The sequence below is a fragment of the Caballeronia glathei genome (assembly GCF_000698595.1).
GTDB lineage: Bacteria > Pseudomonadota > Gammaproteobacteria > Burkholderiales > Burkholderiaceae > Caballeronia > Caballeronia glathei.
In genome coordinates this window covers 1-22,993 of sequence record NZ_JFHC01000010.1, presented here as the reverse complement: position 1 = coordinate 22,993, position 22,993 = coordinate 1, and the positions used below count along the sequence as shown (strand labels likewise).

General features: G+C 65.3%; 22 protein-coding genes, 1 tRNA gene and 1 pseudogene. 14 read left to right on the top strand and 10 right to left on the bottom strand.

Annotated elements, in window-relative coordinates; all coding sequences use genetic code 11:
- Positions 1-37: 37 nt before the first annotated feature.
- Entirely contained in the window at positions 38-1,228 is a 1,191-nt protein-coding gene (gene pncB / locus BG61_RS09300) for a nicotinate phosphoribosyltransferase (RefSeq protein ID WP_035925453.1), read from the bottom strand.
- Positions 1,229-1,530: 302 nt separating this feature from the next.
- Here pncB and fdxA point away from each other — a divergent pair, with 302 nt between their 5' ends.
- The 3 genes and pseudogenes from fdxA (at position 1,531) to BG61_RS09285 (ending at position 3,142) form a co-directional block, all read left to right on the top strand.
- Entirely contained in the window at positions 1,531-1,854 is a 324-nt protein-coding gene (gene fdxA / locus BG61_RS09295) for a ferredoxin FdxA (protein ID WP_035925456.1), read from the top strand.
- Between the two features lie 133 nt (positions 1,855-1,987).
- Positions 1,988-2,063 (top strand) — tRNA-Asn (locus BG61_RS09290).
- 176 nt (positions 2,064-2,239) lie between these two features.
- A pseudogene (locus tag BG61_RS09285) lies at positions 2,240-3,142 on the top strand (aspartyl/asparaginyl beta-hydroxylase domain-containing protein).
- Here the strand turns inward: BG61_RS09285 and BG61_RS09280 are convergent.
- The 3 genes from BG61_RS09280 to BG61_RS09270 are packed head-to-tail and all read right to left on the bottom strand — an operon-like array spanning position 3,136 to position 5,857.
- Positions 3,136-3,729, bottom strand: coding sequence for a LutC/YkgG family protein (locus tag BG61_RS09280; RefSeq protein ID WP_035925457.1), 594 nt, complete (start codon positions 3,727-3,729; stop codon positions 3,136-3,138). The pseudogene BG61_RS09285 and the gene BG61_RS09280 sit on opposite strands and share 7 nt — an antisense overlap.
- Positions 3,726-5,117: a lactate utilization protein B gene (locus BG61_RS09275; protein WP_035925460.1), complete on the bottom strand. Its 1,392-nt coding sequence runs from the start codon at positions 5,115-5,117 to the stop codon at positions 3,726-3,728. Before BG61_RS09275 ends, BG61_RS09280 begins: the two co-directional genes overlap by 4 nt.
- Positions 5,114-5,857 carry a (Fe-S)-binding protein gene (locus tag BG61_RS09270; RefSeq protein WP_035925463.1) on the bottom strand — a complete coding sequence of 248 codons (744 nt, stop codon included), beginning with the start codon at positions 5,855-5,857 and terminating at the stop codon, positions 5,114-5,116. Before BG61_RS09270 ends, BG61_RS09275 begins: the two co-directional genes overlap by 4 nt.
- Before the next feature lie 140 nt (positions 5,858-5,997).
- Here BG61_RS09270 and BG61_RS09265 point away from each other — a divergent pair, with 140 nt between their 5' ends.
- The 6 genes from BG61_RS09265 (at position 5,998) to BG61_RS09240 (ending at position 10,527) form a co-directional block, all read left to right on the top strand.
- Positions 5,998-6,738, top strand: a complete 741-nt coding sequence (locus BG61_RS09265) for a FadR/GntR family transcriptional regulator (RefSeq protein ID WP_035925465.1) — start codon at positions 5,998-6,000, stop codon at positions 6,736-6,738.
- A gap of 325 nt (positions 6,739-7,063) precedes the next feature.
- Positions 7,064-7,534, top strand: coding sequence for a CreA family protein (locus BG61_RS09260; RefSeq protein ID WP_035925468.1), 471 nt, complete (start codon positions 7,064-7,066; stop codon positions 7,532-7,534).
- Between the two features lie 90 nt (positions 7,535-7,624).
- A complete protein-coding gene (locus BG61_RS09255) occupies positions 7,625-8,446 on the top strand; it encodes an AraC family transcriptional regulator (RefSeq protein WP_035925470.1) in 822 nt (273 codons plus the stop codon).
- Between the two features lie 159 nt (positions 8,447-8,605).
- Positions 8,606-9,274 (top strand): AzlC family ABC transporter permease, encoded by a 669-nt coding sequence (locus BG61_RS09250; protein ID WP_081868022.1) that lies wholly within the window; start codon positions 8,606-8,608, stop codon positions 9,272-9,274.
- Positions 9,271-9,621, top strand: coding sequence for an AzlD domain-containing protein (locus BG61_RS09245; protein WP_035925475.1), 351 nt, complete (start codon positions 9,271-9,273; stop codon positions 9,619-9,621). Before BG61_RS09250 ends, BG61_RS09245 begins: the two co-directional genes overlap by 4 nt.
- A gap of 141 nt (positions 9,622-9,762) precedes the next feature.
- Complete coding sequence (locus BG61_RS09240; RefSeq protein WP_035925477.1) at positions 9,763-10,527, top strand: DUF4088 family protein; 765 nt, start codon at positions 9,763-9,765, stop codon at positions 10,525-10,527.
- Between the two features lie 158 nt (positions 10,528-10,685).
- Here BG61_RS09240 and BG61_RS09235 read toward each other — a convergent pair whose 3' ends face one another.
- The 3 genes from BG61_RS09235 to BG61_RS09225 all read right to left on the bottom strand — a co-directional run bounded on the left by BG61_RS09235 (position 10,686) and on the right by BG61_RS09225 (position 13,777).
- Entirely contained in the window at positions 10,686-12,821 is a 2,136-nt protein-coding gene (locus tag BG61_RS09235) for an ATP-dependent helicase (protein ID WP_081868020.1), read from the bottom strand.
- A 178-nt stretch (positions 12,822-12,999) separates the two neighbouring features.
- Positions 13,000-13,260 (bottom strand): hypothetical protein, encoded by a 261-nt coding sequence (locus tag BG61_RS09230; RefSeq protein WP_035925483.1) that lies wholly within the window; start codon positions 13,258-13,260, stop codon positions 13,000-13,002.
- 79 nt (positions 13,261-13,339) lie between these two features.
- Positions 13,340-13,777, bottom strand: coding sequence for a hypothetical protein (locus BG61_RS09225; protein ID WP_035925486.1), 438 nt, complete (start codon positions 13,775-13,777; stop codon positions 13,340-13,342).
- 289 nt (positions 13,778-14,066) lie between these two features.
- Here BG61_RS09225 and BG61_RS09220 point away from each other — a divergent pair, with 289 nt between their 5' ends.
- The 4 genes from BG61_RS09220 to fumC all read left to right on the top strand — a co-directional run bounded on the left by BG61_RS09220 (position 14,067) and on the right by fumC (position 19,431).
- Positions 14,067-14,288: an RNA-binding S4 domain-containing protein gene (locus tag BG61_RS09220; protein ID WP_035925488.1), complete on the top strand. Its 222-nt coding sequence runs from the start codon at positions 14,067-14,069 to the stop codon at positions 14,286-14,288.
- 221 nt (positions 14,289-14,509) lie between these two features.
- Complete coding sequence (locus tag BG61_RS09215; protein ID WP_035925489.1) at positions 14,510-15,949, top strand: MATE family efflux transporter; 1,440 nt, start codon at positions 14,510-14,512, stop codon at positions 15,947-15,949.
- Positions 15,950-16,284: 335 nt separating this feature from the next.
- Positions 16,285-18,009, top strand: coding sequence for a phospholipase D family protein (locus BG61_RS09210; RefSeq protein WP_081868019.1), 1,725 nt, complete (start codon positions 16,285-16,287; stop codon positions 18,007-18,009).
- A 27-nt stretch (positions 18,010-18,036) separates the two neighbouring features.
- A complete protein-coding gene (fumC, locus tag BG61_RS09205) occupies positions 18,037-19,431 on the top strand; it encodes a class II fumarate hydratase (protein WP_129572035.1) in 1,395 nt (464 codons plus the stop codon).
- A gap of 45 nt (positions 19,432-19,476) precedes the next feature.
- Here fumC and BG61_RS39185 read toward each other — a convergent pair whose 3' ends face one another.
- The 3 genes from BG61_RS39185 to BG61_RS43250 all read right to left on the bottom strand — a co-directional run bounded on the left by BG61_RS39185 (position 19,477) and on the right by BG61_RS43250 (position 22,019).
- Positions 19,477-21,021: a class I SAM-dependent methyltransferase gene (locus BG61_RS39185; RefSeq protein WP_051672392.1), complete on the bottom strand. Its 1,545-nt coding sequence runs from the start codon at positions 21,019-21,021 to the stop codon at positions 19,477-19,479.
- Positions 21,022-21,206: 185 nt separating this feature from the next.
- The gene (locus BG61_RS09195) at positions 21,207-21,731 is read right to left on the bottom strand and encodes an acyl-CoA thioesterase (protein WP_035925496.1); all 525 of its coding nucleotides are present in this window, start codon (positions 21,729-21,731) and stop codon (positions 21,207-21,209) included.
- A gap of 132 nt (positions 21,732-21,863) precedes the next feature.
- The gene (locus BG61_RS43250; RefSeq protein WP_169743298.1) at positions 21,864-22,019 is read right to left on the bottom strand and encodes a hypothetical protein; all 156 of its coding nucleotides are present in this window, start codon (positions 22,017-22,019) and stop codon (positions 21,864-21,866) included.
- 164 nt (positions 22,020-22,183) lie between these two features.
- Between BG61_RS43250 and BG61_RS09190 the strand changes: the two genes are divergently transcribed.
- Entirely contained in the window at positions 22,184-22,927 is a 744-nt protein-coding gene (locus tag BG61_RS09190; RefSeq protein WP_035925497.1) for an ArsR/SmtB family transcription factor, read from the top strand.
- The last annotated feature ends 66 nt before the right edge of the window (positions 22,928-22,993 follow it).

Here is a 22,993-nt window from a genome sequence, read left to right as displayed (position 1 = left end):
TCCCGGAGAACGGCGCCCTGAACGCCGCTTTTGCCGGTCAGAGCTCGTCTGCCGGCTGCTCTATGCCGAACACCTGCCGCAGATACGCGAGATACGCCCTGTCGTCGCACATGTTCTTGCCGGGCGAGTCGGAGAGCTTGGCGACCGGCTGGCCGTTGCACCGGACCATCTTGATGACGATTTGCAGCGGCTGGTAGCCGAGGTCGTTGGTGAGGTTCGTGCCGACGCCGAACGCGAGTTGGCAGCGTCCGCGAAAGCGTTCATACAGTTGCAGGACCTTCGGGATATCCAGCGCATCCGAGAACACGAGCACCTTGGTGCGCGGGTCGCACCGGTTCTGCTCGTAGTGCTTGATGAGGCGCTCGCCCCAGTCGAACGGATCGCCGGAATCGTGACGCGCGCCGTCGAAGAGCTTGCAGAAATACATGTCGAAGTCGCGCAGGAACGCCTTCATGCCGTAGACGTCGGACAGCGCGATACCGAGGTCGCCGCGATACTCCTTCGCCCACATTTCGAAGCCGAAGGTCTGCGAATCGCGCAGGCGCGGCCCGAGCGCCTGGCACGCCTGCAGGTACTCGTGCGCCATCGTGCCGAGCGGACGCAGGCCGTGCTTCATCGCGTAGAGCACGTTGCTCGTGCCGGCGAACTGCTCGCCCAGGCCTTCCTTCAGCGTGAGCGCGACCTCCTCGTGCCACTGCTTCGAAAAGCGCCGGCGCGTGCCGTAGTCGGCGATCTTGCAGTCGGAGAACTCGGGCGGCACGGCGAGCAGCTGGATCTTCTCGCGCAGCCGCTCGCGGCCGATCTCGTAATCCGGGTTCTGCTGCGTGTTGCGGAAATACACCTCGTTGACGATCGCGAGCACGGGGATCTCGAAAAGGATCGTATGCAGCCACGGCCCGACGATCTCGATATCGATCTCGCCGTTGTTCTTCGGCGACGGCGCGATCGTGATGGACTTTTCGCTCAGGTGAAAGAGCGCGAGGAAATCGATGAAGTCGCTCTTGATGAAGCGCATGCGCCGCAGATAGTCGAGCTCCTCTTCCGTGAAGCGCAGATTGCAGAGCTGGCGGACCTCGTCACGGATCTCGTCGATGTACGGCACGAGATCGACCTGCGGCGTGCGGCACCTGAAGCGGTATTCGACATGCGCGGCGGGAAAGTGATGCAGGACCACCTGCATCATCGTGAACTTGTAGAGATCGGTATCGAGCAGCGAATTGATGATCATGGTTCCAACCGGGACATCGATGAAAAGAGCCGGGGCATCCGACGGGACCCGCGCCATATGGCCCCTTCTGCCTCATGTTACCCGAATGCAGGCACCGTCACGGGGCACTCCGCGGCAACCCGCAACCAAATAAACAAATCACGAAACGATCTAAAGCCCCGTGCGCGGGGCTCGCGCTGAAATTTACCGGTACGCTACAATATCGGTCTTTGGCGCGCGAAATGTGTCCGGCCCACGTAGCCGCACCGGCAAGCCGAGCGCGAGCCCGAGCGCCCCCACGAATTCCGCATGCAGGAGCCTGAATGACTCACGTTGTGACCGAAAGCTGCATCAAGTGCCGCTATACCGATTGCGTCGACGTGTGCCCGGTGGATTGCTTCCGTGAAGGTCCCAACTTTCTCGCGATCGATCCGGACGAGTGCATCGACTGCGCCGTGTGCGTGGCCGAGTGCCCGGTAAATGCGATCTACGCCGAAGAAGACGTTCCGGGCGACCAGCAGCACTTCACCGAACTGAACGCCGAACTGGCGCGCAACTGGCCGAGTATCACGAAGACGAAGGCGCCCTTGCCCGAGGCGGACGAATTCAAGGACGTGAAGGACAAGCTCAATCTGCTCGAGCGTTGATCGGCCATTGAGCGTGTTTGCATCCCGTGTTTGCATCCCTTACGCGCGTTGAAAAAAGTTGTTTTGAGATGAACGCCGGGTGTTGACAGAGTAAGTAACGCCCCATATAATTTCATTTCTCTGCTGCAGATGTTCCCCGATAGCTCAGTCGGTAGAGCGCCGGACTGTTAATCCGTAGGTCCCTGGTTCGAGCCCAGGTCGGGGAGCCAAAAGTTTCGAAGCAAAAAGCCCAATCGCGAGATTGGGCTTTTTGCTTTTCAGCGTCAGCATTTTATTCAGCACAGCGATTCCCGTTACTGAAACCCTGTCCCTTGGTTCAAGCAGACTTCGCGCATCCGTTCGTATAATTTTCCGAACATCAGACGTCGCTACCAACGGGCGAATAATGCGTTGGGTCGTCTTGATGCTATTCGTGGGCTGCGCTGTTCACACGCATTGGCGTGGCGACGTTCGTCACGGGTTTTTCAGACAGCTTTCCGATCATTCGACATTTATGTCGCCGCTGAACGGCTTTGTCTATCTGTTGTCTCGTGTGCCGTCCACGCCCTTTCTTCACCCGTCCTTATTTCCCGAACTCGCGCCCATCAAGGAGCAATGGGAAATTATCAGACGGGAATCCGTTGAACTTCGCGAAGCCAGTAAAATCCGGGCAGCCGGCCGATATAATGATATCGGATTCAATTCGTTTTTCCGCAATGGCTGGCGGCGCTTCCATTTGAAGTGGTACGACAATCCGCATCCGTCTGCGGCAACGCTATGTCCCGACACGCTCGCCATTCTGGAAAAAATCCCCACGGTAAAAGCCGCCATGTTCGCAATGCCGCCGCCGGGCGGAACACTCGGTTTGCATCGCGATCCGTATTCGGCCTCTTTGCGCTATCACCTCGGACTCGTCACGCCAAATCACGACGACTTCGCGATTATCGTGGATGGCGAACATTATTCATGACGCGACGGCGAAGAAGTGATATTCGACGAAACCTATCTTCATTGGGCCGCGAACAAGACGGATCAGGATCGCATTATTCTCTTTTGCGATATCGAAAGACCGATGAAATACCGGTCGTCTCAGGCAATCAACCGGATAATCGGCAGATTTCTGATGCGCGCGGCGGCGTCGCCGAATGAAATCGGCGACCGCACCGGCGGACTGAATCGCGCATTCAGGTATCTCTATTCAATACGGCTCGTCGGCAAACGGCTGAAGGCGTGGAACCGGACCGCTTATTACATCGTGAAGTGGGTGCTATTCGGGTCGATTGCCGTCGCGCTTTTCTGGCGTTACTGATCGCCCCGCGGCATCCAGACCACGGTCAGCGAACGCACGCCCTGCGCACCGCGAATCAGCACACCTTCGATATCAGCGGTGGCGGACGGCCCGGTCACGAGCACTGCATAGCGGGCCGCCTGGAAATCGGGCCTCCGATAGACCTCCTGCAGGCCGTCGACGAGTTGCGCCGGATCGAGCAGCACCACCAGATGCTGCACCAGATAGCCGATCGAATTGACGACATATTCGGCTTCGCTAAACCAGACCGAGCCCGTTTCAGCGACGCCGAATCGCGCGCGCACCACGCCGACGTCGACGTCGTGCATCGACACGGGCGGCGTGTCCGGCGCGATCGGCCGGTTGCCGTCGATGCCCGCCACCGCCGACGCCACCACGGCATCCGGCCCGAAGCGCCCGCAGATCAGCGCGCGCACGTCGTCGAGGGAATTCGCGTCGACGCAGGTGCCGCCCATCAGTGCCAGCGCGGCGGTGAAGCGCTCACGCCTGTCGCCCTCGGGCACCGGAAACAGCGGGACTTCGGGGCGTGGCCGCGGCGCGGGCTGCGCCGCGCGGATCTTCGCCAGAAAGGCGTCGCGAGTCGTCATTTGGGTCGCTTCCGGTTTTTCCTGTACCACTCGTGGAAGGTTTCTGCGGGCGCGTCGGGCAGATCGCGCTGACGGCCCCAGATGTTGAGCGGGTTGTAGAGCACGAAGTTAGGCAAGCGCTTGAGCGCGCCGCCGAGCGACGCCACGGTCGCGCGATAGAGCGTCGGGCTCGCGAGCAGCCGCCCCGCCATTTTCAGCACTTCCTTCTTGACGAAGGGCACTTCGTGGCGCTCCGCAATCACCTCGCGCCACTTGTAGATCTGCTCGTGGATGTTCACGCGCACGGGGCAGACGCTCGTGCAGCTGCCGTTCATCGTCGAGGCGAACGGCAGGCTGCTGTAGCGCTTGAGATCGAAGGTCGGGTTGATGATCGCGCCGATCGGCCCGGAATAGGTGCCGCCATACGACAGCCCGCCGCTTCTCCGGTACACGGGGCACGTATTCATGCACGCGCCGCAGCGGATGCACTTGAGCGAGTACCAGAAGTCGTCCATCGCGAGCCGCTCGGAGCGGCCGTGATCGACGAGGATGTAATGCATCTCCGTGCCCGGCCGCGGCGCGCGAAAATGCGACGTGTACTGCGTGATCGGCGAGCCGAGCGCGCTCCGGGAGAGCATCCGCACGAACACGCCGAGGTCGGCAATCCCCGGAATCAGCTTCTCGATGCCGATCGACGCGATGTGCAGCGGCGGCACGTTCGCCGAGAGGTCGGCGTTGCCCTCGTTCGTGCAGACGACGACCGTCCCCGTCTCCGCCACCGCGAAGTTGCAGCCGGTCATGCCCGCCGTGTTCTCGCGCACGAAGTACGGCCGCGTGTGCATGCGCTGGCTTTCGGCGAGATAGTGGATGTCGCTGTTGGCGGGATCGGTGCCGATCGTGCGGCCGAAGAGCTCGGCCACGTCCGCGCGCAGCTTGTGCACGGCGGGCACGACCATGTGGCTCGGGTCCTGGTGGTCGAGCTGCTGGATGCGCTCGCCGAGATCGGTTTCCATGACCGTGATGCCGCGCGGCTCCAGATACTCGCGCATCTTGCATTCGTCGGTAAGCATCGACTTGCTCTTCACGAGCGTCGTCATGCCGCGCCCGCTCATCAGCTCGTGGACGATCGCGTTGTGCTCCTCGGCGTTCTCCGCGAAATGCACGACCACGCCGTTCTTCTCGGCCTGCGTCACGAACTGCTCGACATAGTCGGCGAGATGCGAAAGCGTGTGCTCCTTGATCCCCGACGCGAGATCGCGCAGCGTCTCCCACTCCGCGATGCCGTGCGCCTGCGCATCCCGCTTGGTCCGCAGGTCCCACAGGCGCCTGTCGTGAAACGCGACGTGGTCCGTCTTCTGCAGGAACGCGCCTGCCGCCTTCGCGTGATCGATCCGGACGGTCTTGGTCATCCGCGTGCTCCGTTGAGGACCTGCGCGATGTGGATGAAGCGCGCGTCGAGCTTCATGCGCTCGGCGCAGCCCTGCTGGTGCATGAGGCACGACATGTCCCCGGAGACGATGTACTGCGCACCCGCGCCGACGTGATCGCGCACCTTGTCCTGCCCCATCCTCACCGACACCGCTTCCTCGGTCACGGAAAAGGTGCCGCCGAAGCCGCAGCATTCGTCGGGGCGCTCGGGCGTGACGAATTCGATGCCCTTCACGCGCTCGAGCAACGCGCGCGGCTTGGAAAACGGCGTCCCGGCGATCTCGGAGGCCGACGCCTCGCGCAGATGCCGCAGCGCGCTGCAACTGTTGTGCAGCCCCACGCGATGCGGAAACTCGGCCCACGGGAAGTCGCGGACCTTCAGCACGTCGTGCAGGAATTCGGTCAGGTCGAACGCGTTCGCCCGCACCTTGCGCACGTCGGCGCTCTGGTCGATTGCGCTCAGATGATCGCGCACATGGTTGATGCAACTCGCCGACGGGCCCACCACGCAGTCGTAGTCGGCGAAGTTGCGCACGAACACGCGCTCGGCGCCGGCCGCTTCCTTCTGCGCGCCGCTGTTGGCCATCGGCTGGCCGCAGCACGTCTGCTCCTCGGGATAATCGACCTCGACGCCCAGCCGTTCGAGCAGTTCGAGCGTGGCGATGCCGACTTCGGGATAGAAGGCATCGATGAAACACGGAACGAATAGGGCAACTTTCATGGAGTGGGAACTCGCTTTCTACGCCGCGCCGGGGATTTGGTCAGCTTGGTCTGACCAAGACTTTAAGGTTTGTCTCTTTTCGTGTCAAACTAGGGCAATCCGCCGGATTCCCTTCTATATCGCCACGAAATGACTGACCGATGACCTTTCAGCCCGTCCATTCGTACTCGCGCGTGCGTCTGTCCGACGTCGTCTCCGGACAGATCAGGTCGCTCATTTCCAGCGGCACGCTTCTGCCCGGCCAGCGGTTGCCCGCGGAACGCGAGCTGGCCGAGCAGTTGAACGTGTCGCGCCCGTCGCTTCGCGAGGCGCTGATCCGGCTCGAGTCCGACGGCTTCATCCGGGCGGTCGCGCGCGGCGGGTTCGTCGTGTCGGATGTGACCGCGCCGCTCGTCTCCGTTCCGCTCGCCACGCTGCTGGAACACCATCCGGGCGCGAGCGCCGATGTGCTCGAACTGCGCCACGGGCTCGAGACGCTTTCGACCGCCTACGCCGCCGAGCGCGCCACCGATGCCGATCTCGAACGCATCGCCGCCGCCTTCGACGCGCTGCAGGCGGCCGCCGCCGAACCCAAGCGCACGCGCATCGCGGAAAAGGACGCGGCGTTTCATCTGGCGATCGCCGACGCCACGCACAACGTCGCCCTCGCGCACGTGATGCACGGGCTGCACGAACTGGTGCGCGAGTCGATGCTCACGTCGCACCGTCTGGTCGATTACGACGACGAAGTCGAAGCGAACCTGCTCGCGCAGCATCAGGCGATCTTCGACGCGATCACCGCGCGCGATCCGGCGCGCGCACGAGAGGCCTCCGGCGCGCATCTCGACTACGTGCAGACGCTTTACCGCGGCGCGCCGCTGAAAAAAGCCGATCGCGTCTGACGAATGAAAGGGTCTGACGCATCGCGCGGCGTGCTGCAAGCATTCAGCAAGCTCGACATAGGACGCCGCCTACACCCGATTCGGACGGCCTCGTCTATCTGCAAGACTCCTCTGCCTCGATACTGGAATCGTCGGAAACCAGAATATGAATGGAGGAAACAAAAATGCCTTATCTGCTCGGCTGGCTCCTTGGCGTACCGGTGGTCGTCCTGGTTATCCTGTATCTGATTTTTCATTGAAACAGCCGCGAGAAGCGGCAAAAAGCGCGGTATCGTCAAAGGCGTCGTTACAATACGGCGCCTTTTTCTTTTTCCGAAGGATTCCGATGAAACGCGCTCTTTTCGCCGCCTCCGTGCTCGGTGTGCTCTGGGCGCCGCTCGCGCGCGCCGAGGAGATCGCGAGCGTCAACACCAATTTCCGCTTCACGGGCTCGGACCGCGTGAGCGTCGAAGCCTACGACGATCCGCTCGTGACGGGCGTCACGTGCTACGTGTCGCGGGCGCGCACGGGCGGCGTGAAGGGCACGCTCGGCATCGCCGAGGATCCGACGGAAGCGTCGATCGCGTGCCGCCAGGTCGGGCCGATCAAGATCGCCGAGCCGCTCAAGCAGAAGCAGGACGTGTTCACCGACCGCATGTCGCTCATTTTCAAGACGCTGCACGTGGTGCGGGTCGTCGATGCCAAGCGCAACACGCTCGTCTATCTGACCTACAGCGACCGGATCGCCACCGGCAGCGCGAAGAACAGCGTGACGGCCGTGCCGATGCCCGAAGGCACGACGATCCCGCTGAAATGACGGCACGCCCGGTCACGTCGCGTTTGCAGGCAGCCGCTGAAAAGCGCGCGGCGTGTAAGATCATTGGCTGACCCTGGAAGAACCGCCGCCATGACCGCCCACCGATTCAGCGATTCCGCGCGCTACTGGCGCTCGCCGCTCGCGCCCGGCGCGGACATGCTCACCGCCGAATATCACGATCACTCGTTCACGCCGCACTGGCACGACGCCTACACGGTGCCCGTGATCGAGGCGGGCGCGGAATGCTACGACTACCAGGGCTCGCACTACGTGGCCGAGGCCGGCTCGGTGCCCGTCATCAACCCCGGCGAGCTGCATACGGGCGCGCGGGCGGTCGACGCGGGCTGGCGCTATCGCGTGTTCTATCTGCCGGTGGAGTTCGTGCAGCAGCTTGCCGGCGAGATTTCCGCACGCAGCGAGCCGCTGCCGTGGTTCCCGACCGACATCATCCGCGACGGCGACCTCGCCCGCCGGCTCGCGCTCGCGCACCGGGCGCTCGAAGCCGGCGCCGACCCGCTCGCCGCCGAAACCGCGCTGCTCGACGCGCTGTCCACGCTGCTCGCGCGGCACGCGGGCGCGCGCCCCGCCGTCGCGAAGCTCACGAGCGATGCGGTGCGCGTCGAGGCAATGAAAGCGCGTCTCACCGACGATCTCACCGCGCCCGTCACGCTGGCGCAACTCGCCGCGAGCGTCGGGTTGTCGGCGTTTCACGCCGCGCGGCTCTTCACGCGCGGCACCGGGCTCGCGCCGCACGCGTGGCGCAACCAGATGCGGCTCGCGCGCGCGCTCGGCGCGTTGCGCGCGGGGGTATCGGTGACGGAGGTCGCGGCCGCGAGCGGCTTCACCGACCAGAGCCATTTCACGCGGCATTTCAGGCGCGCGTACGGCGTGCCGCCGGGACGCTGGCGCTAGGCGCGTTCCAGATTTCCGGCCGGACGCGAGATACCGCAAGAACGTACAAGCGCCCGCGGCCCGTGCGCCCTATCCTCGCTAGCCTAGGAGGAAATCTTGAAAGCATCGTCTGGCAACACTCTCAGCGAATTCGCCGCCGGCGCCCGCGACACGATCCCGATGATGGTCGGCGCGGCGCCCTTCGGCGTCATTTTCGGCACGCTCGTGACCGCGAGCCCGCTCAACCTGTGGCATGGCCAGCTGATGTCGCTCGCCGTCTTCGCGGGCTCGGCCCAGTTCATCGCGGTCGGGCTGATCGCCGGCCACGCGAGCTTCGCCGTCATCTGGGCGACGACGTTCATCGTCAACCTGCGCCACATCCTCTATTCCGCGACGCTCGGGCCCTACGTCGCGCATCTGCCCGCGCGCTGGCGCTGGACGCTCGGCGCGCTGATGACCGACGAGGTGTTCGCCGTCGTCTACGCGCACTACCAGAAGCGCCCCGCCGGTCAGACCGGGCCGTACTATTTCCTGGGCTCCGGCGTCGCGATGTACCTGAACTGGCAGCTCTGGACGCTTGCCGGCCTGCTCTTCGGCGCCGCGTTTCCCGGCTTGCAGTCGCTCGGGCTCGACTTCGCGATGGTCGCCACGTTCATCGCGATCGTCGTGCCGCAACTGGTCGCCATGCGGTTCGTGGCCGCGTCGCTGGCGGCGGGCGTGCTCTCGTTCGCCTGGCAGGGCTGGCCATACAAGCTCGGGCTGCTGGCGGCGGTGCTCGCGGGCGTCGCGGTCGGCATGATTCTGACGATGATCGAAACCCGCCCCCGCACCCAGGAGCGCCCGCAATGAACGCACTGACCCAGACGCTTTCCGCGAACTACGTGTTCCTGATCCTCGGCATGGCGCTCGTGACCTATGCGATTCGCGCCGCCGTGTTCGTGCTGGGCGAGAGGCTGGCGTTCCCGCCGCTCGTGCGAACCGCGCTCTCCTTCGTGCCGGTGACGGTCCTCACGGCGATCATCGTGCCGATGACCGTCTCGCCCCACGGCGGCGGCGCCGAGCTGACGTGGCGCAATTCGCAGCTCGTGGCGGCGGTGGTCGCGGTGGCGGTCTGCATCGCGACGCGCCGGCCGCTCCTGACGATCGCGGTGTCGCTGGCGGTATTTTTCTTCTGGCAACTGGTCGTCGTCGCCTAGCGGCGGATGAAAACCCTCTCGAAAACCCTCAAGTTCCCGGCGAACGCGCCGTTATAAGAGACGAATGGCCTCCGCCCGCGGGGCGGCGCCGACTGTACTCCCGCCATCAGCTTCGCTCTGAGCGCGGAACCGGGAACCATCATGCGTCAAATCACCCTTTCGCTTCGCGACGAGACGATTGCTTCGCTGCATCGTGACTTCGAGGCGTTCGTTCGTCTTTCGCTCAAGATCGATCCGCAATTCGTCACGCCGTCTTTCGAGGACTTCCTCCGCGCGAAACTCCTGGACAACCCCACGCCGCTCACCGAGCAGGCCGTCCAGCGCATGCTGCAGCACGGCCAGTACGCCTGGGCAAAGCGCGCGCTCGACAAGGAATTTCCGGATGTCGTCGAAATCCTGATCCGTCAGGCGGCCGAACACGGCTTCAGTTTCGCGATCCGCTCCGACTGGACGGCCGAGGACCTGGTCAAGGCGTCGCGTGCGTGGGCGACGGCGATCGTCACCGAGGCGAAGGGCGACATGTCCCAGATCGACGTGCTCGCCTCGCAGATCAAGTCCGCGGCCATGGATATCACCGAGGTCGAGGAGAGGATGCAGACGCCCGCCTGGCGGCTGGCCGACTCGCTGCGTCAGCGCGTCTACGAGACGAAGATCGCCGTGGAACACAGCGTGGGGTCGAATGCGCGCGAAAAGCTGGGCGAATTGCGGTGCCTGCTGCGGCTCGGCATTTTCCACGGCTCGATTCAGAAGCAGGAGGCGCAGCAGGTGCTGGAATACCTGCGCTCGGTGAGGCCCGAGCTTTTTGTCGAAGAGCCCTACGACGGCTTCACGCGATTCGCCGGATGGCTGCGCAGCATCTTCGTGCCGCCGCCGAAGGCGCCGAAGACGTCGCGCGCGCCGCGGTGAGGGGTTTGGCCGCGCCGCAAGCAGACGGCGACGCGATTGCCGCCGGGGTTCAGGACAAGTCGGGCTCCGGCACGCCATTACGTCGTCGAGCCTGACTGGGCGCGGGCAACCGCGCCTGCACGCTCCTGCACGCGTCTGCAACCGGAGGGGAGCAAGCCCTACTCCCACATCCCCTTGAGCCGCGCCGCGATATCGATCTTCGCCCGCGCGGCCGCCGCCAGCCCCGCCGCGGTGGGGGCCGCGGCCACCGGCACCGGCGGCCAGGCGCACGCCTCGAACGCGTCCATCAGCTGAGCCGGAATGAACCGCGTGCGCGACGCCCACACGTGCCTGTCGCCCAGATGCGTCTGGTTGTGCACGTAGAACCGCTGCGGCGTAACGATGTGCAGGTCCTCCTTCGCCCGCGTCATCGCGACATACAGCAGCCGCCGCTCCTCGTCGATCTCCTCGTCGCTGCCCGTGCCGAGGTCGGACGGAATGCACCCGTCGACGCCATTGAGCACGAACACGTTGCGCCACTCCTGGCCCTTCGCCGAATGAATCGTGGAAAGAATCAGATAGTCCTCGTCGATCAGCGGCACGCCGGACTCGTCGCTCGTCGCGTCGGGCGGATCGAGCGTGAGCTCGGTGAGAAAGCGCTCGCGCGTCGGATACGTGGACGCGATGCTCTCCATCTGCAGCACGTCGCCGTGGCGGATGGCGGCATCTTCGTGATTGCGCTCCAGATGCGGCTCGTACCAGCGCCGGATCATCTCGAATTCGGCGGGCCAGCCGGTCTCGCGCCCGCAGACCTTCGCCATCAGCGCGACGAACCGGGGCCAGTCCTCGCTCGCCCGCGCGGGCGCGGCGAAGGCCGCGAGCGCCTGCGGCGCATCGCCCGTCGAGCCGCCCTGCTCCGCCACCCTGTCCAGCACGCGCCCCGCGATGGCGGGCCCGATGCCCGGCAGCAGCTGCACGACCCGAAACCCGGCCACGCGGTCACGCGGATTCTCCGCCCAGCGCAGCACGGCGAGCACGTCCTTCACGTGCACCGAATCCAGAAACTTCAGCCCGCCGAACTTCACGAACGGGATATTGCGGCGCGTGAGCTCGATCTCGAGCGCCGCGCTGTGATGCGCGGCGCGAAACAGCACGGCCTGCGACTTGAGCGTCATGCCGGCCTCGCGCGCTTCCAACACCTTCTCGACGACATAGCGCGCCTGATCGGCCTCGTCGGCCACTGAAACGATGCGCGGCTTCTGCGCCGACGCCTTGTCCGTCCACAGGTTCTTCGTGTAGCGCTCGGACGCGAGCCCGATCACCGCATTCGATGCCTCGAGAATCGGCTGCGTCGAGCGGTAGTTGCGCTCGAGCGTCACGCATTTCGCGGGCGGATCGAAGTGATTCGGGAAATCGAGGATGTTGCGCACGGTCGCGCCGCGAAACGAATAGATGGACTGCGCATCGTCGCCGACGACGGTCAGGCCGCGCCCGTCCGGTTTCATCGAGAGAAGGATGGACGCCTGGAGCTTGTTGGTGTCCTGATACTCGTCGACGAGCACGTGATCGAAGCGGCTCGACAGATCGGCCGCGACGGACGGCTCGGCGGCAAGGTGCGACCAGTAGAGCAGCAGGTCGTCGTAGTCGAGCACGCTTTGCAACTGCTTGGCGTTCACGTACGCGGCGAAGAGCCGGCGCAGGTCGGGCTCCCATTCGCGGCACCACGGATACGCCTGATCGAGCACGGTGGCGAGTGTCGCGCCCGTGTTCACCACGCGCGAATAGATCGCGAAACACGTCGATTTGGCGGGAAAGCGCTTCTCCTTCGCCGACAGCCCGAGTTCATGCCGCACGAGATTCATGAGATCGGCGGAATCTTCACGGTCGTTGATGGTGAACGACGGCGACAGCCCGACGAGATCCGCGTAATCACGCAGAAGGCGCGCGCCGACGCTGTGAAACGTGCCGGACCACGTGAGCCCCTGCGCGATCGCGCTTCTGCTGCCGAGCGCGTTGATGGCGATGCGCGACACGCGCCGTGTCATCTCGACCGCGGCGCGGCGGGAAAACGTCAGGAGCAGGATGCGGTGCGGATCGGCGCCCTTCACCAGCAGATGCGCGACCCGGTGCGCGAGCGTATTGGTCTTGCCGGAACCCGCACCCGCGATCACGAGCAGGGGCCCGGCGGCAGCGCCCGCTTCCTGCGTGCCGAATTCGACGGCTTCGCGCTGCGCGTCGTTGAGTTTCGCGAGGTACGCGGCAACCTGGGTCGCGACGGAATCGGCGGTGGGAGTCGGGTCGGTGAGCGTGAGCACGGGGATGGGCCGGGGCGAGGAGCGTCGTTCGTGGGTCGAAGTGACGCACACTGTATATCCATACAACCCGCGCACGCAAGTGCATGTCACGTCACGCTTTTGGCCCTAAAACATCTCTCCGGGAACGAAAAAGCCCGGTCTTCGACAGACCGGGCTCCGGAGAAGCAACAGCGCCTGCCTACTGCGCCTTTTTCGCGTTTTTCAGATTCGCATCGGCGGCGGCTTCGTTCGCTTCCGATTGCGCTTCCGTCTTCTTCTTGTCGGCCTTCGCCTGCGCGACGGCCGCGTCCTTGTCGGCTTCGGCCTGCTTCTTGGCCGCCTTCTTGTCGGCGTGCGTCATCGGCGTGTCGGCGCTGGTCTGGGCAAACGACGCCGTCGCCGCCGTGGCGAACACGCCGGCCATGAGTGCGGCGCACAGCTTTTTCGTCTTCGTGCTCATCGGAACCTCCCTCTGATTCGATACGGCACGGCCGCCGGGCTGCGGCCGTCATGTCTCGCTACGCTTCAGTGCCTGAGGCTCAGTGCTGCAGGCCCGTGTCCTTCGGCGTGCGCGGTTCGGCCGCGTTCAGCTCGGCCGTGGCGGCGGCCTTGTCTGCCTTGCGGTTGATCTTCGCGTTGCGCACCTGTTCCTTGTATTGCGTCTTCGCGTCCTTGTTGGCTGCGCGCAGCTCCTCCTTCGACGCCTTCTTCGACGCGCGATACTCCGCGTTTGCCTGCGCATTCGCGTTGCGCTTCTGGACGAGCGGATCATTCGACGCCGGCGCGACGAGTTCCTGCGGCGCCGGCCGTTCCGGCTGCACGCCCGGCACGCCCGGGGCGGCCTGCATCTGCGTCGACATCTGGGCGGAGACGTCCGCGCCTGGGGCCGTCGGCTGCGCGGGCTGCGTCTGCGCGAAAGCGGTTGTCGTGATGGCGGCAAAGGCCGTGCCAAGCAGCAGATTTCGAACGTGAGTCATGAGCTGTTCCTCTCTTGTATGTTCCGCCGGGTTAGGCGCGCTGAACGCCTCGCGCCTGCCCGGCTTTTTCGATTGATCAAACGACCGGAACTGCAACGGTCATTCATACTGACCCGGCCCGCGGCGATCGGGTTCGTCGAAAACAGTCATTGTTACCGACCGTTTCACTTGGCTACATTTGCCTTTCCCGGCCGCATTTCCCGCCGCGGGGCCTGCCGAGCTTTCAGCACGCTGCGTGCCCGCGCTGGTTTATCATTGGCGTCCTTTCACGCTCCGGGCGCCGCCCACCATGCCGCCACTCGAATTCACACTCACGGGCGAGTTCATCGAACTGCACAACCTGCTCAAGCTGATGGGTCTCGCCGACAGCGGCGGTTCCGCGAAAGCGCGCGTCGCGATGGGCGACGTGAAGGTCGACGGCAAGGTCGAACTGCGCAAGACGTGCAAGATCCGCGCGGGCCAGTCGGTGTCGCTCGACGGCTCGACGATCCGGGTCCGCAAAGCCGTTTGAGCACGGCGTGCGCGCGCCTGTCGCCCGTCTGCAATTCCGGCCATTCGAGCGCTCCCATCGACATGTCGACGCTCAAGCAATAAGCTAGTCAGTCTTTCGTTCCGTTTTCACGAGCGCGAACGGGCGGGCGGTGCATGACCGGCGACGGCTCCTCGCCCCGCCCGCTGCCGTTTGCGCGCCCGGCGGCGCACCGTGCGCGGCCGTCTTTCCATTGATCCGACATGCAACCCGGCTTCACCCGCGCGGCTAGCCCGCCGCCCACGCTCTCCCGCCATGCCGTCGATACCGCGCGGCTCGCCGCGCCGCTCGCGATCGCGCAGCTGTCGCAGATGGCGATGGGCGTCACCGACACGATCCTGCTCGGCTCGCTCGGCCCCGACGCGCTCGCGGCCGGCGGCCTCGGGGCGAACCTGTTCTTCGTCGTCGTCACGCTGCTGCAGGGCGTGCTGACGTCGGTGAGCGTCTCGGTGTCGCATGCGCGCGGCGCGAACGCGGAGCACCGCGTGCCGCATATCTACTGGACGGGGCTCCTGCTCTCGGTGCTGCTCTCGGTCCCCGCGTTCGTGCTGCTGAGCTACGCCGAACCGATCCTGCTCGCGTTCAACGAGCCCGCGACGCTCGCGAAGAACGTCGGCGAATATTGCGCGGTGCTGCGCTGGGGCACGCCCGGCAGCCTGATCGGCATCGGCATGATGCGCGCGTTCCTGCCCGCGATCGGCGCGGCGCGGCGGCTCCTGTGGGTATCGATCGGCGGGGTGTTCATCAACGGCTTCCTGAACTACGGGCTCATTCACGGCGCCTACGGCCTGCCGAAGTACGGCTTTCTGGGCTCGGCGGCGGCCACCACGATCACGGTCTGGCTCACCGCGTTCGCGCTCGTCGCGTTTCTGCACCTGCGCCCGCGTTACCGGCATTTCGTCGTCGCGGCGCGGCCCCGTCTGCCGCTGATGGGCGAGCTCTTCGGCATCGGCTGGCCGGTGGCGATCACCTACGGCGTCGAGTCGACGCTCTTTCTCGCGACCGGCATGATGGTCGGCCTGCTCGGCGAAGCGCCGCTCGCCGCGCACCAGATCGCGCTCAACGTGGCCTCCGTCGCGTTCATGGTGCCGCTCGCGATCGGCCAGGCGGCCAACGTGCGCGTCGGCTACTGGATCGGCGCGGGCGTGCCGGTCGCCGCGCGACACGCAGGGTTCGTCGCGATCGCGCTGGGCGTCGCGTTCATGATGCTCTCCGGGCTCGTGCTGATCGTGGCGCCGCATGCGATCGTCGGCCTCTATCTGCACCTGGACGATCCCGCCAACGCGCAGACCATCGCGCTCGCGACCTCGCTGCTGGGCGTGGCGGCCGTGTTCCAGATCGTCGACGGCATGCAGACGGTCGGCTCCGGGTGCCTGCGCGGCCTGAAGGACACGCGCGTGCCGATGCTCGCCGCCGCGTTCGGCTACTGGGGCATCGGCTTTCCGACGGGCTACGTGCTCGCGTTCCACTTCGAGGCGGGCACCAAGGGGCTGTGGTGGGGGCTCGCCGCGGGCCTCGCGAGCGTCGCAGCGCTGATGACATTGCGGTTCCACCGGATGAGCGCGCGCATCGTAGAACGCGGGATCGAGGCGGACGAGGCTGCACCCGCGGGCGCGCGCAACACGCCGCACCATCACGCGTGACGGCATGAGCGTCCTACCCGCGCGCCAATAAGCAAAGCAGACATCGTTGGTTGGAGCGGCGCGCGGCGGTTGCTACGATCATGGCGTCTCCTTGAGACTCCAGTGACAGGGGTTGAGCCCGCTTCCGAAGCGGGCTTTTTTTCGTCCGTACGCCTGGCGCTGCCGTCCGGCAGCCCATCAGCAATCCGCCTGCATCCCGCCGTCCACCGTCCGTTTTCCGCTTTTCCCCTCGAATTCCAATAGAATATTTCCGTGATGGCGCTTTGCGCGCACGATCCTTGCTACATCGCGGGACTTGCGCGGCGCCTTGCGCACCTTCGAGCTTCACGCACGCCATGCTTCGAGCCAGGCCAACCAGAGGACCCGACGTGTCGGAACGCAGGCAACCTTCAGCAGCAGCACCGGCAACACACGCGGCAGAGCGTGATTTCGCACGGTTCACCCGACGTCTCGATCGCTACCGCAAGCTGGGGGCGACGGTTGCCGCCGCGCTCATGCTCGCCGCCTGCGCGAGCCGCCCGCCCGCGAGTTCGTTCGAGCGCCCCGTCTCCCACGCGCTGCCCGCGACGGCGGAAACGCCGCTCTACACGGCCCTCGCCCCGCTCGAGGCCGCGCACCCGGACCAGTCGGCGGTGCGCCTCCTGCCGAGCGGCACCGATGCCCTTCAGGCCCGCATCGCGCTCGCCCGCGCGGCGACCAAAACGCTCGACATGCAGTACTACATCGCCGAGGAGGACAACACCGGCAAGCTGCTGCTCGGCGCCGCGCTCTATGCGGCGGATCGCGGCGTGCGGGTGCGCATGCTGGTCGACGACCTGAATTTCAAGGACATCGACCGCATCATGGCGGCGCTCAATTCCCACGACAAGATCGAGATCCGCGTCTTCAACCCGTTCGGCAGCGCGCAAGAGAGCTTCGCGAAGCGCACGCAGAACCTCTTCACGAAGATCGGCCAGTTCACGCGCCGGATGCACAACAAGTCGATGATTGCGGACAATCAGATCGCGATCGTCGGCGGGCGCAATCTCGGCGACGAATACTTCAGCGCGAGCGCGACGCTGCAGTTCCGCGACCTCGACGTGTTCGCCGCCGGTCCGGTCACGCACCGGATTTCGGACAGCTTCGACGACTACTGGAACAGCTCGCTCGCGTATCCGCTGCGCGCGCTGAACAAGCAGAAGTTCGATCCCGCCGACCTCGACACGACCCGCGACGATCTGCGCGCGCACTGGCGCAAGAACGCCGATCCGCTCAACGCGAAACCGCTGAACAAGACGCCGCTCGCGCAGCAGATCGCGCAAGGCGAAATGGGGCTCGTGTGGGCGCGCACGGAATTCGAGGCGGATTCGCCGTCGAAGATCGAGCATCCGAGCGACGACTACAAGAGCCCGCCGATGGAGCGGCTGGGCGAACTCATCAAGGACGCCCACAGCGAATTCCAGATCCTGTCGCCCTATTTCGTGCCGCACGATGTCGGCGTGAAGGCGCTCGCCGCGCTCACCGGCCGCGGCGTGCGCGTCGCGGTGCTGACCAATTCGCTTGCCGCAACCGACGCCGTCGCCGTGCAGGCGGGCTACGCGCCGTATCGCGTGCCGCTCCTGAAAAACGGGGTCGAACTGTACGAATTCAAGCCGATCCAGGCCGAAGGAGAGGGACGGCCGCGCGCCGGGCTGTTCGGCTCGGAGTCGCGTGCGAGCCTCCATGCGAAGGCGTACGTCATCGATCGGAGTATTCTCGTGATCGGCTCGATGAATCTCGATCCGCGCTCGGCGCTTCTGAACACCGAGCTCGCGCTCGTAATCTACAGCAAGCCGGTTGCCGGGGAAGCCGCCAGCCTCTTCGATCATGGCATCCGGCCGCAGGCGAGCTACCGGGTCGAACTGGCGTCGCAGGAAGTGCTCGCGCAACTGCGCTCGACCGGTTCGCCGCTGTCGCCGCTCGTCTGGACGACGGAGGAGAACGGCGGCATTGTCACGTACAACTTCGATCCGCAAGCGGGCCTCTACCGGAACGCGCTGACGGGTCTTTTCACGTTGCTGCCCGTCGACGAGCAGCTTTGAAGGAGCGTTGAAGCCATGACAGACGATGTGAAGGGCGATGTGCGGATGGAAAAGGACACGTTCGGCGAGATCGCCGTGCCGAACGCGAAGCTGTGGGGTGCACAGACGCAGCGCTCCCTGCAGAATTTCAAGATTTCCAGCGAGAAGCAGTCGCCGGAACTGATCACGGCGCTCGCCGTCGTGAAGCGCGCGGCCGCCGAGGTGAACCTGGAGCTGAAGGTGCTCGACGCCACGAAGGCGCGCGCGATCATCCAGGCCGCCGACGAGATCATCGACGGCAAGCATCCGGACGAATTCCCGCTCGCCGTCTGGCAGACGGGCTCCGGCACGCAGACCAACATGAACCTGAACGAGGTGATCGCCAACCGCGCGAGCGAGCTGATGGGCGGCAAGCGCGGCGAGGAGCGCCTCGTGCACCCGAACGACGACGTGAACCGCGGGCAGTCGTCGAACGACGTGTTCCCGACCGCGATGCACATCGCCGCGGCATACGGAATCGTCAAGCACCTCGTGCCGTCGCTGCGGACCCTGCGCGATACCCTGGACAAGAAGTCGAAGGCGTTCGACGGCATCGTGAAGATCGGCCGCACGCACCTGCAGGACGCGACGCCGCTCACGCTCGGACAGGAATTTTCGGGCTATGTCGCGCAGCTCGACCAGGGCGTGCGCCACGCCGAGGCGGCGCTGCCGCACCTGTACCAGTTGGCGCTCGGCGGTACGGCGGTCGGCACGGGGCTCAATGCGCATCCGGAATTCGCGGTGAAAGTGGCGGCCGCGATCGGCAAGCTCACCGGCCTGCCCTTCGAAACCGCGCCGAACAAGTTCGAAGTGATGGCCGCCGCCGATGCGCTCGTCGCCGCGCACGGCGCGCTGAAAACCGTCGCGGCCAGCATGATGAAGATCGCCAACGACATCCGCTGGCTGGCAAGCGGCCCGCGCTGCGGCCTCGGTGAACTGTCGATTCCGGAAAACGAGCCGGGCAGCTCGATCATGCCGGGCAAGGTCAATCCGACCCAGTCGGAAGCCGTCACGATGCTCTGCTGCCAGGTCTTCGGCAACGACGTCGCGGTGAATTTCGGCGGCGCGAGCGGCAACTTCGAGCTGAACGTGTTCCGTCCGATGATCGCGCACAACGTCTTGCAGTCGATCCGGCTGCTGGCCGACGGCGCGCAGAGCTTCAACGACAACTGCGCGGTCGGCATCGAGCCGAACGAGAAGCGTATCGATAGCCTGCTGAACGAATCGCTGATGCTGGTGACGGCGCTCAATCCGCATATCGGCTACGACAAGGCCGCAAAGATCGCGAAGAAGGCGCACAAGGAAGGCACGACGCTGAAGGCTTCGGCGCTTGCGCTCGGCTTCGTGACCGAGCAGCAGTTCGACGAATGGGTGAAGCCCGCGGAGATGGTGGGCAAGCGCTAGAAGCAAAAAGCGCAGCGGCGTGCGCGCCGCTGCGCTCCGGTCGACTCAGGAACGCTTCGCCGGCCAGAAGTCGTTCGTATCGCACAGCGCGATCAGCGCGTCGCCCGAATTGGCGATGATCTTCCTGAGCGCATCGGGGATCTGCTCGCGCGGCGTCGGCTCGGAACCGATGTTCAGGTTGAGCCCCGAATTGGCGAGCGATCGCTCCACGTGCGCGACGAGTTCGTCGATCTCGCCCGTGATCGCGCGCTTCGCATCGCGCTTGCTCCTGAGCGGCGCGATCAGCAACTGGTCGAGCAGTCCCACCGGCACGCCGCCGGCAAACCGCGGCGACGCGAGCGCGTCCCACTTGTCGCCGCGTTCCGCGCGATCCAGCAGCACGCTGTTCAGGCGATCGGACGCGGCGCGCGGCTGGACGTCGCCGTAACGGATGTGCGTCTCGCCGACCGCAAGCGAAAGACGCACGATCTGCATGATCCCGTCGATTCCGTGCACTGCCAGTTCCGGCGCATCCAAGAGCCGGTCGAGCGTCATTTCCGAGCGGCGCAGCATGTCGAAGAACGGCTTGTGCGCGGCTTCGTTGCGCGTCACCGTCGCATGTTCGAGCTTGATCGCCGGCTGGTATTCGGCCTTCGGATTGGCCCACAGATGCACGTGCTTCGCGTGCTCGCGCAGGCGCACGTCGTTCAACGCCACCTTGCCGCGCACGAAAATGTCCGACCGGAACGAGCGGTTGCAGAAATAATCGCGGACCTCTTCGGCGAAAAGCGGATCGGTGATCGAGTTCATCACTTCGTTCTGCTCGTTCGTGAGCCACGCCACCGGCGACATGAACACATAGCGCGCGCTGCCGGCGAACACGAGCTTGGCGTCGGAGAGTTCCTTCGCGATGTCCGTGAAGTGGAACGGCGTCCACTGCTCGTGCATGTACTCGTGCACGAGATAGCGCGGATCGGCGCTCGCGAACGAATTGACGCGGGCGGCCGCATCCGGGTTGCGCAGGAAATGCTGCGCACCGTGCTCGACGAGTTGCTGCGCGAACGCGGCGGCACCCGCCCAGTTCTCGCCGCGATTTTTCGCGTGCGTGGTGAGCAGGCGCTGCAGCGGCTGCACCTGGGCGCACGCGGCCATCGCGTTGTAGCTGATCTGCACCACGCCGCCGGGTTTCAGATAGCGCGCGAGAAAGCGCACGATCTGCGCACGCGTTTCATCGGACACCCACGAGACGATGCCGTGCATCGTCACGAAATCGAACATCGGCAGGTCGGCTTCGCCGTCGGCCAGCTGGCCGAAGCTGTTTTCGAGCAGCGTGAGGTTGGAAAGCTTCGCGTCGTCGCGAATGGACGACGCCGCGACCACGTGCACCGGATTGAAGTCGCATGCGTAGAACTCGCCTTCCGGGTGCGTCGCCGCGAGGATCAGCGAAGTCAGCCCCTGGCCGAAGCCGAGCTCGCAGTACGTGAACTTGCCGTCGGCGGGCGGCGCGATGCGCTGCATCACGAGCGCGGCCTTCAGCCACGTCGGGCTCTGTTCCTGGTAAAAGCCGGTGGTGTATGCAACCGAATTGTTGTAGCCCGCAGCCCAGCTCATGCTCTCTCCTTCATCGATATTCAAGTGGCGTCTGCCGCGCCGTCCGGCCAGTGGCCGAACCCGCGCGAACGACGGCCACTATGCCCGTCGAGCGTTCGTCGATGAATGAGAGGCGTCTTATTTTTGCGACGGCATTGAGCGAAACAATGCGTTTTTTGTTTGGAAACTGAACGTTCCTGCGCGTTTCAGACCTTGCCGGCCGCAACTTCTTCCGGCTTCAGTTCGACGATGGCGTCGAGCGCGTCCTTTACGTCCATCGCGTATTTGGCGAGGCGCTTCTGCTCGTCGGTGACGGGCACGAACGCCGGCACCGGCACCGGCTGCCCCTTTTCGTCGACGGCGACGAACACGACTAGGCAATCGGTCGTCTGCTGGAGATCGCCGCCCTTCGGATCGCCCGCGTGAACCGAGATGTGCAGGTGCATGCTGGTGCGGCCCGTCGCGACCACACGCGCGCGCAGCTCGACCAGATTGCCGACCAGGATCGGCCGCCTGAAGCGGATGTTGCCGACGCTCACCGTCACGCAATAGCGGCCCGACCACATCGCCGCGCACGCGTAGCCGGTTTCGTCGATCCACTTCATGAGCGCGCCGCCGTGCACCTTGCCGCCGAAGTTCACCGAGGTCGGTTCGGCGAGAAAGCGGAACGTCGTTTCGGAGCGTTCCTGGGTAGCGGGGGGCGTATTGGAAGAGGCGATCGGCGTGTTCATGGATGGCTCGCGGACCGGGCGCGGCCCGGCGGTTGGAAAGCGGATGAAAGCTGCGGAAAGCAGAATTATAGAAGCGGCAAAAAGACCCGCGTCACGCGACGCGCGCCGCCGCAACGCTTAGCGCGGGTGCCGTTACTTGCGCACCGTGATGCCCTCGTCGATCGTGCCGTACATCGTGATTCCGCTCGTGCCGCCGGAAGACGACGACGATGACGAACCCGCCATGCCCGTGCATCCCGCTGCGAGCACGAGGAGACCGAGGGCGGCCGCCAGAATGATCTTGACCATGCGTTTCTTCCTTGCAACAAACCGGATGTCGAATCGCCCATTCTAGCGCGGCGGCGCGGGCATGCCCGGCGCGTACATCGACTATTCGGCCGATGGTGAAACATCGGATGCGCGGAACGTCTAAAGTGGATCGTATCGACACGACCCGATTCCGAGGAAACACCATGACGGCACCTCACGACGCGTCAGACGCCCGCGCACGCCATTTTCCGGGGCTGTCGCGCATCGGCGCCCTGCTCGCGGACCCCGGCCGCGCCGCGATGCTCTGGTCGCTGATGGACGGCACTGCCCGCCCGGCCGGTGAACTGACGATGATCGCCGGATTGTCGCCGTCGGCGGCGAGTGGCCATCTGGCGCGGCTGACCGAGGGCGGCCTGCTCGCGCTGGAGGTGAGCGGCCGCCACCGCTATTACCGCATCGCGACGCCCGACGTCGCCGCGGCGATCGAGGCGCTCGCGAACCTGGCGCATGCGAGCGCCCCGCTGCGCTCGCCGGAGCGCGCGCCGAGCGCGGTGCCGCTCGACATGCGCTATGCCCGCACCTGCTACGACCATCTGGCGGGAGAACTGGCCGTGCGGATCTTCGATCGCATGCTGGGGCGCAACTGGCTTTCGGCCGGGCCGCGGCAGGAAGAGGGTCCGGCCGCGCTCGACGCCACGCCCGAAGGCGCGGAGGCGTTCGCCCTGCTGGGCATCGACCTGAAGGCGCAGCGCGCGCGGCGGCGGCGCTTCGCGTGCACCTGCATCGACTGGAGCGAGCGGCGCGCGCATCTGGGCGGCGCGCTCGGCGCCGCGTTTCTCGATGCCTGCGCGTCGCACGGATGGATCGAAAACACGGCGAAGCGCCGCGTCCTGCGGGTCACGCCCGCCGGTCACAGTCACTTCGAGCGCTTCCTGTCGGACCGGTAGCCGACGGTGGGCCGATTCACGCTCGCGCCCCCTAAAAAAAAAGCGCGCGGCCCGGGCCGCGCGCTT

Bases quoted from the DNA above. Each gene is read 5' to 3' on its own strand.
- BG61_RS09225 (WP_035925486.1), bottom strand. From the start codon at position 13,777: ATGACTCACGTTCGAAATCTGCTGCTTGGCACGGCCTTTGCCGCCATC.
- BG61_RS09190 (WP_035925497.1), top strand. From the start codon at position 22,184: ATGACGGCACCTCACGACGCGTCAGACGCCCGCGCACGCCATTTTCCG.
- BG61_RS09250 (WP_081868022.1), top strand. From the start codon at position 8,606: ATGATGGTCGGCGCGGCGCCCTTCGGCGTCATTTTCGGCACGCTCGTG.
- BG61_RS09255 (WP_035925470.1), top strand. From the start codon at position 7,625: ATGACCGCCCACCGATTCAGCGATTCCGCGCGCTACTGGCGCTCGCCG.
- fdxA (WP_035925456.1), top strand. From the start codon at position 1,531: ATGACTCACGTTGTGACCGAAAGCTGCATCAAGTGCCGCTATACCGAT.
- BG61_RS09275 (WP_035925460.1), bottom strand. From the start codon at position 5,117: ATGACCAAGACCGTCCGGATCGATCACGCGAAGGCGGCAGGCGCGTTC.
- BG61_RS09195 (WP_035925496.1), bottom strand. From the start codon at position 21,731: ATGAACACGCCGATCGCCTCTTCCAATACGCCCCCCGCTACCCAGGAA.
- BG61_RS43250 (WP_169743298.1), bottom strand. From the start codon at position 22,019: ATGGTCAAGATCATTCTGGCGGCCGCCCTCGGTCTCCTCGTGCTCGCA.
- BG61_RS09270 (WP_035925463.1), bottom strand. From the start codon at position 5,857: ATGAAAGTTGCCCTATTCGTTCCGTGTTTCATCGATGCCTTCTATCCC.
- BG61_RS09265 (WP_035925465.1), top strand. From the start codon at position 5,998: ATGACCTTTCAGCCCGTCCATTCGTACTCGCGCGTGCGTCTGTCCGAC.
- BG61_RS09260 (WP_035925468.1), top strand. From the start codon at position 7,064: ATGAAACGCGCTCTTTTCGCCGCCTCCGTGCTCGGTGTGCTCTGGGCG.
- BG61_RS09280 (WP_035925457.1), bottom strand. From the start codon at position 3,729: ATGACGACTCGCGACGCCTTTCTGGCGAAGATCCGCGCGGCGCAGCCC.
- BG61_RS09230 (WP_035925483.1), bottom strand. From the start codon at position 13,260: ATGAGCACGAAGACGAAAAAGCTGTGCGCCGCACTCATGGCCGGCGTG.
- BG61_RS09220 (WP_035925488.1), top strand. From the start codon at position 14,067: ATGCCGCCACTCGAATTCACACTCACGGGCGAGTTCATCGAACTGCAC.
- pncB (WP_035925453.1), bottom strand. From the start codon at position 1,228: ATGATCATCAATTCGCTGCTCGATACCGATCTCTACAAGTTCACGATG.
- BG61_RS09240 (WP_035925477.1), top strand. From the start codon at position 9,763: ATGCGTCAAATCACCCTTTCGCTTCGCGACGAGACGATTGCTTCGCTG.
- BG61_RS09215 (WP_035925489.1), top strand. From the start codon at position 14,510: ATGCAACCCGGCTTCACCCGCGCGGCTAGCCCGCCGCCCACGCTCTCC.
- BG61_RS09210 (WP_081868019.1), top strand. From the start codon at position 16,285: ATGCTTCGAGCCAGGCCAACCAGAGGACCCGACGTGTCGGAACGCAGG.
- BG61_RS09245 (WP_035925475.1), top strand. From the start codon at position 9,271: ATGAACGCACTGACCCAGACGCTTTCCGCGAACTACGTGTTCCTGATC.
- BG61_RS39185 (WP_051672392.1), bottom strand. From the start codon at position 21,021: ATGAGCTGGGCTGCGGGCTACAACAATTCGGTTGCATACACCACCGGC.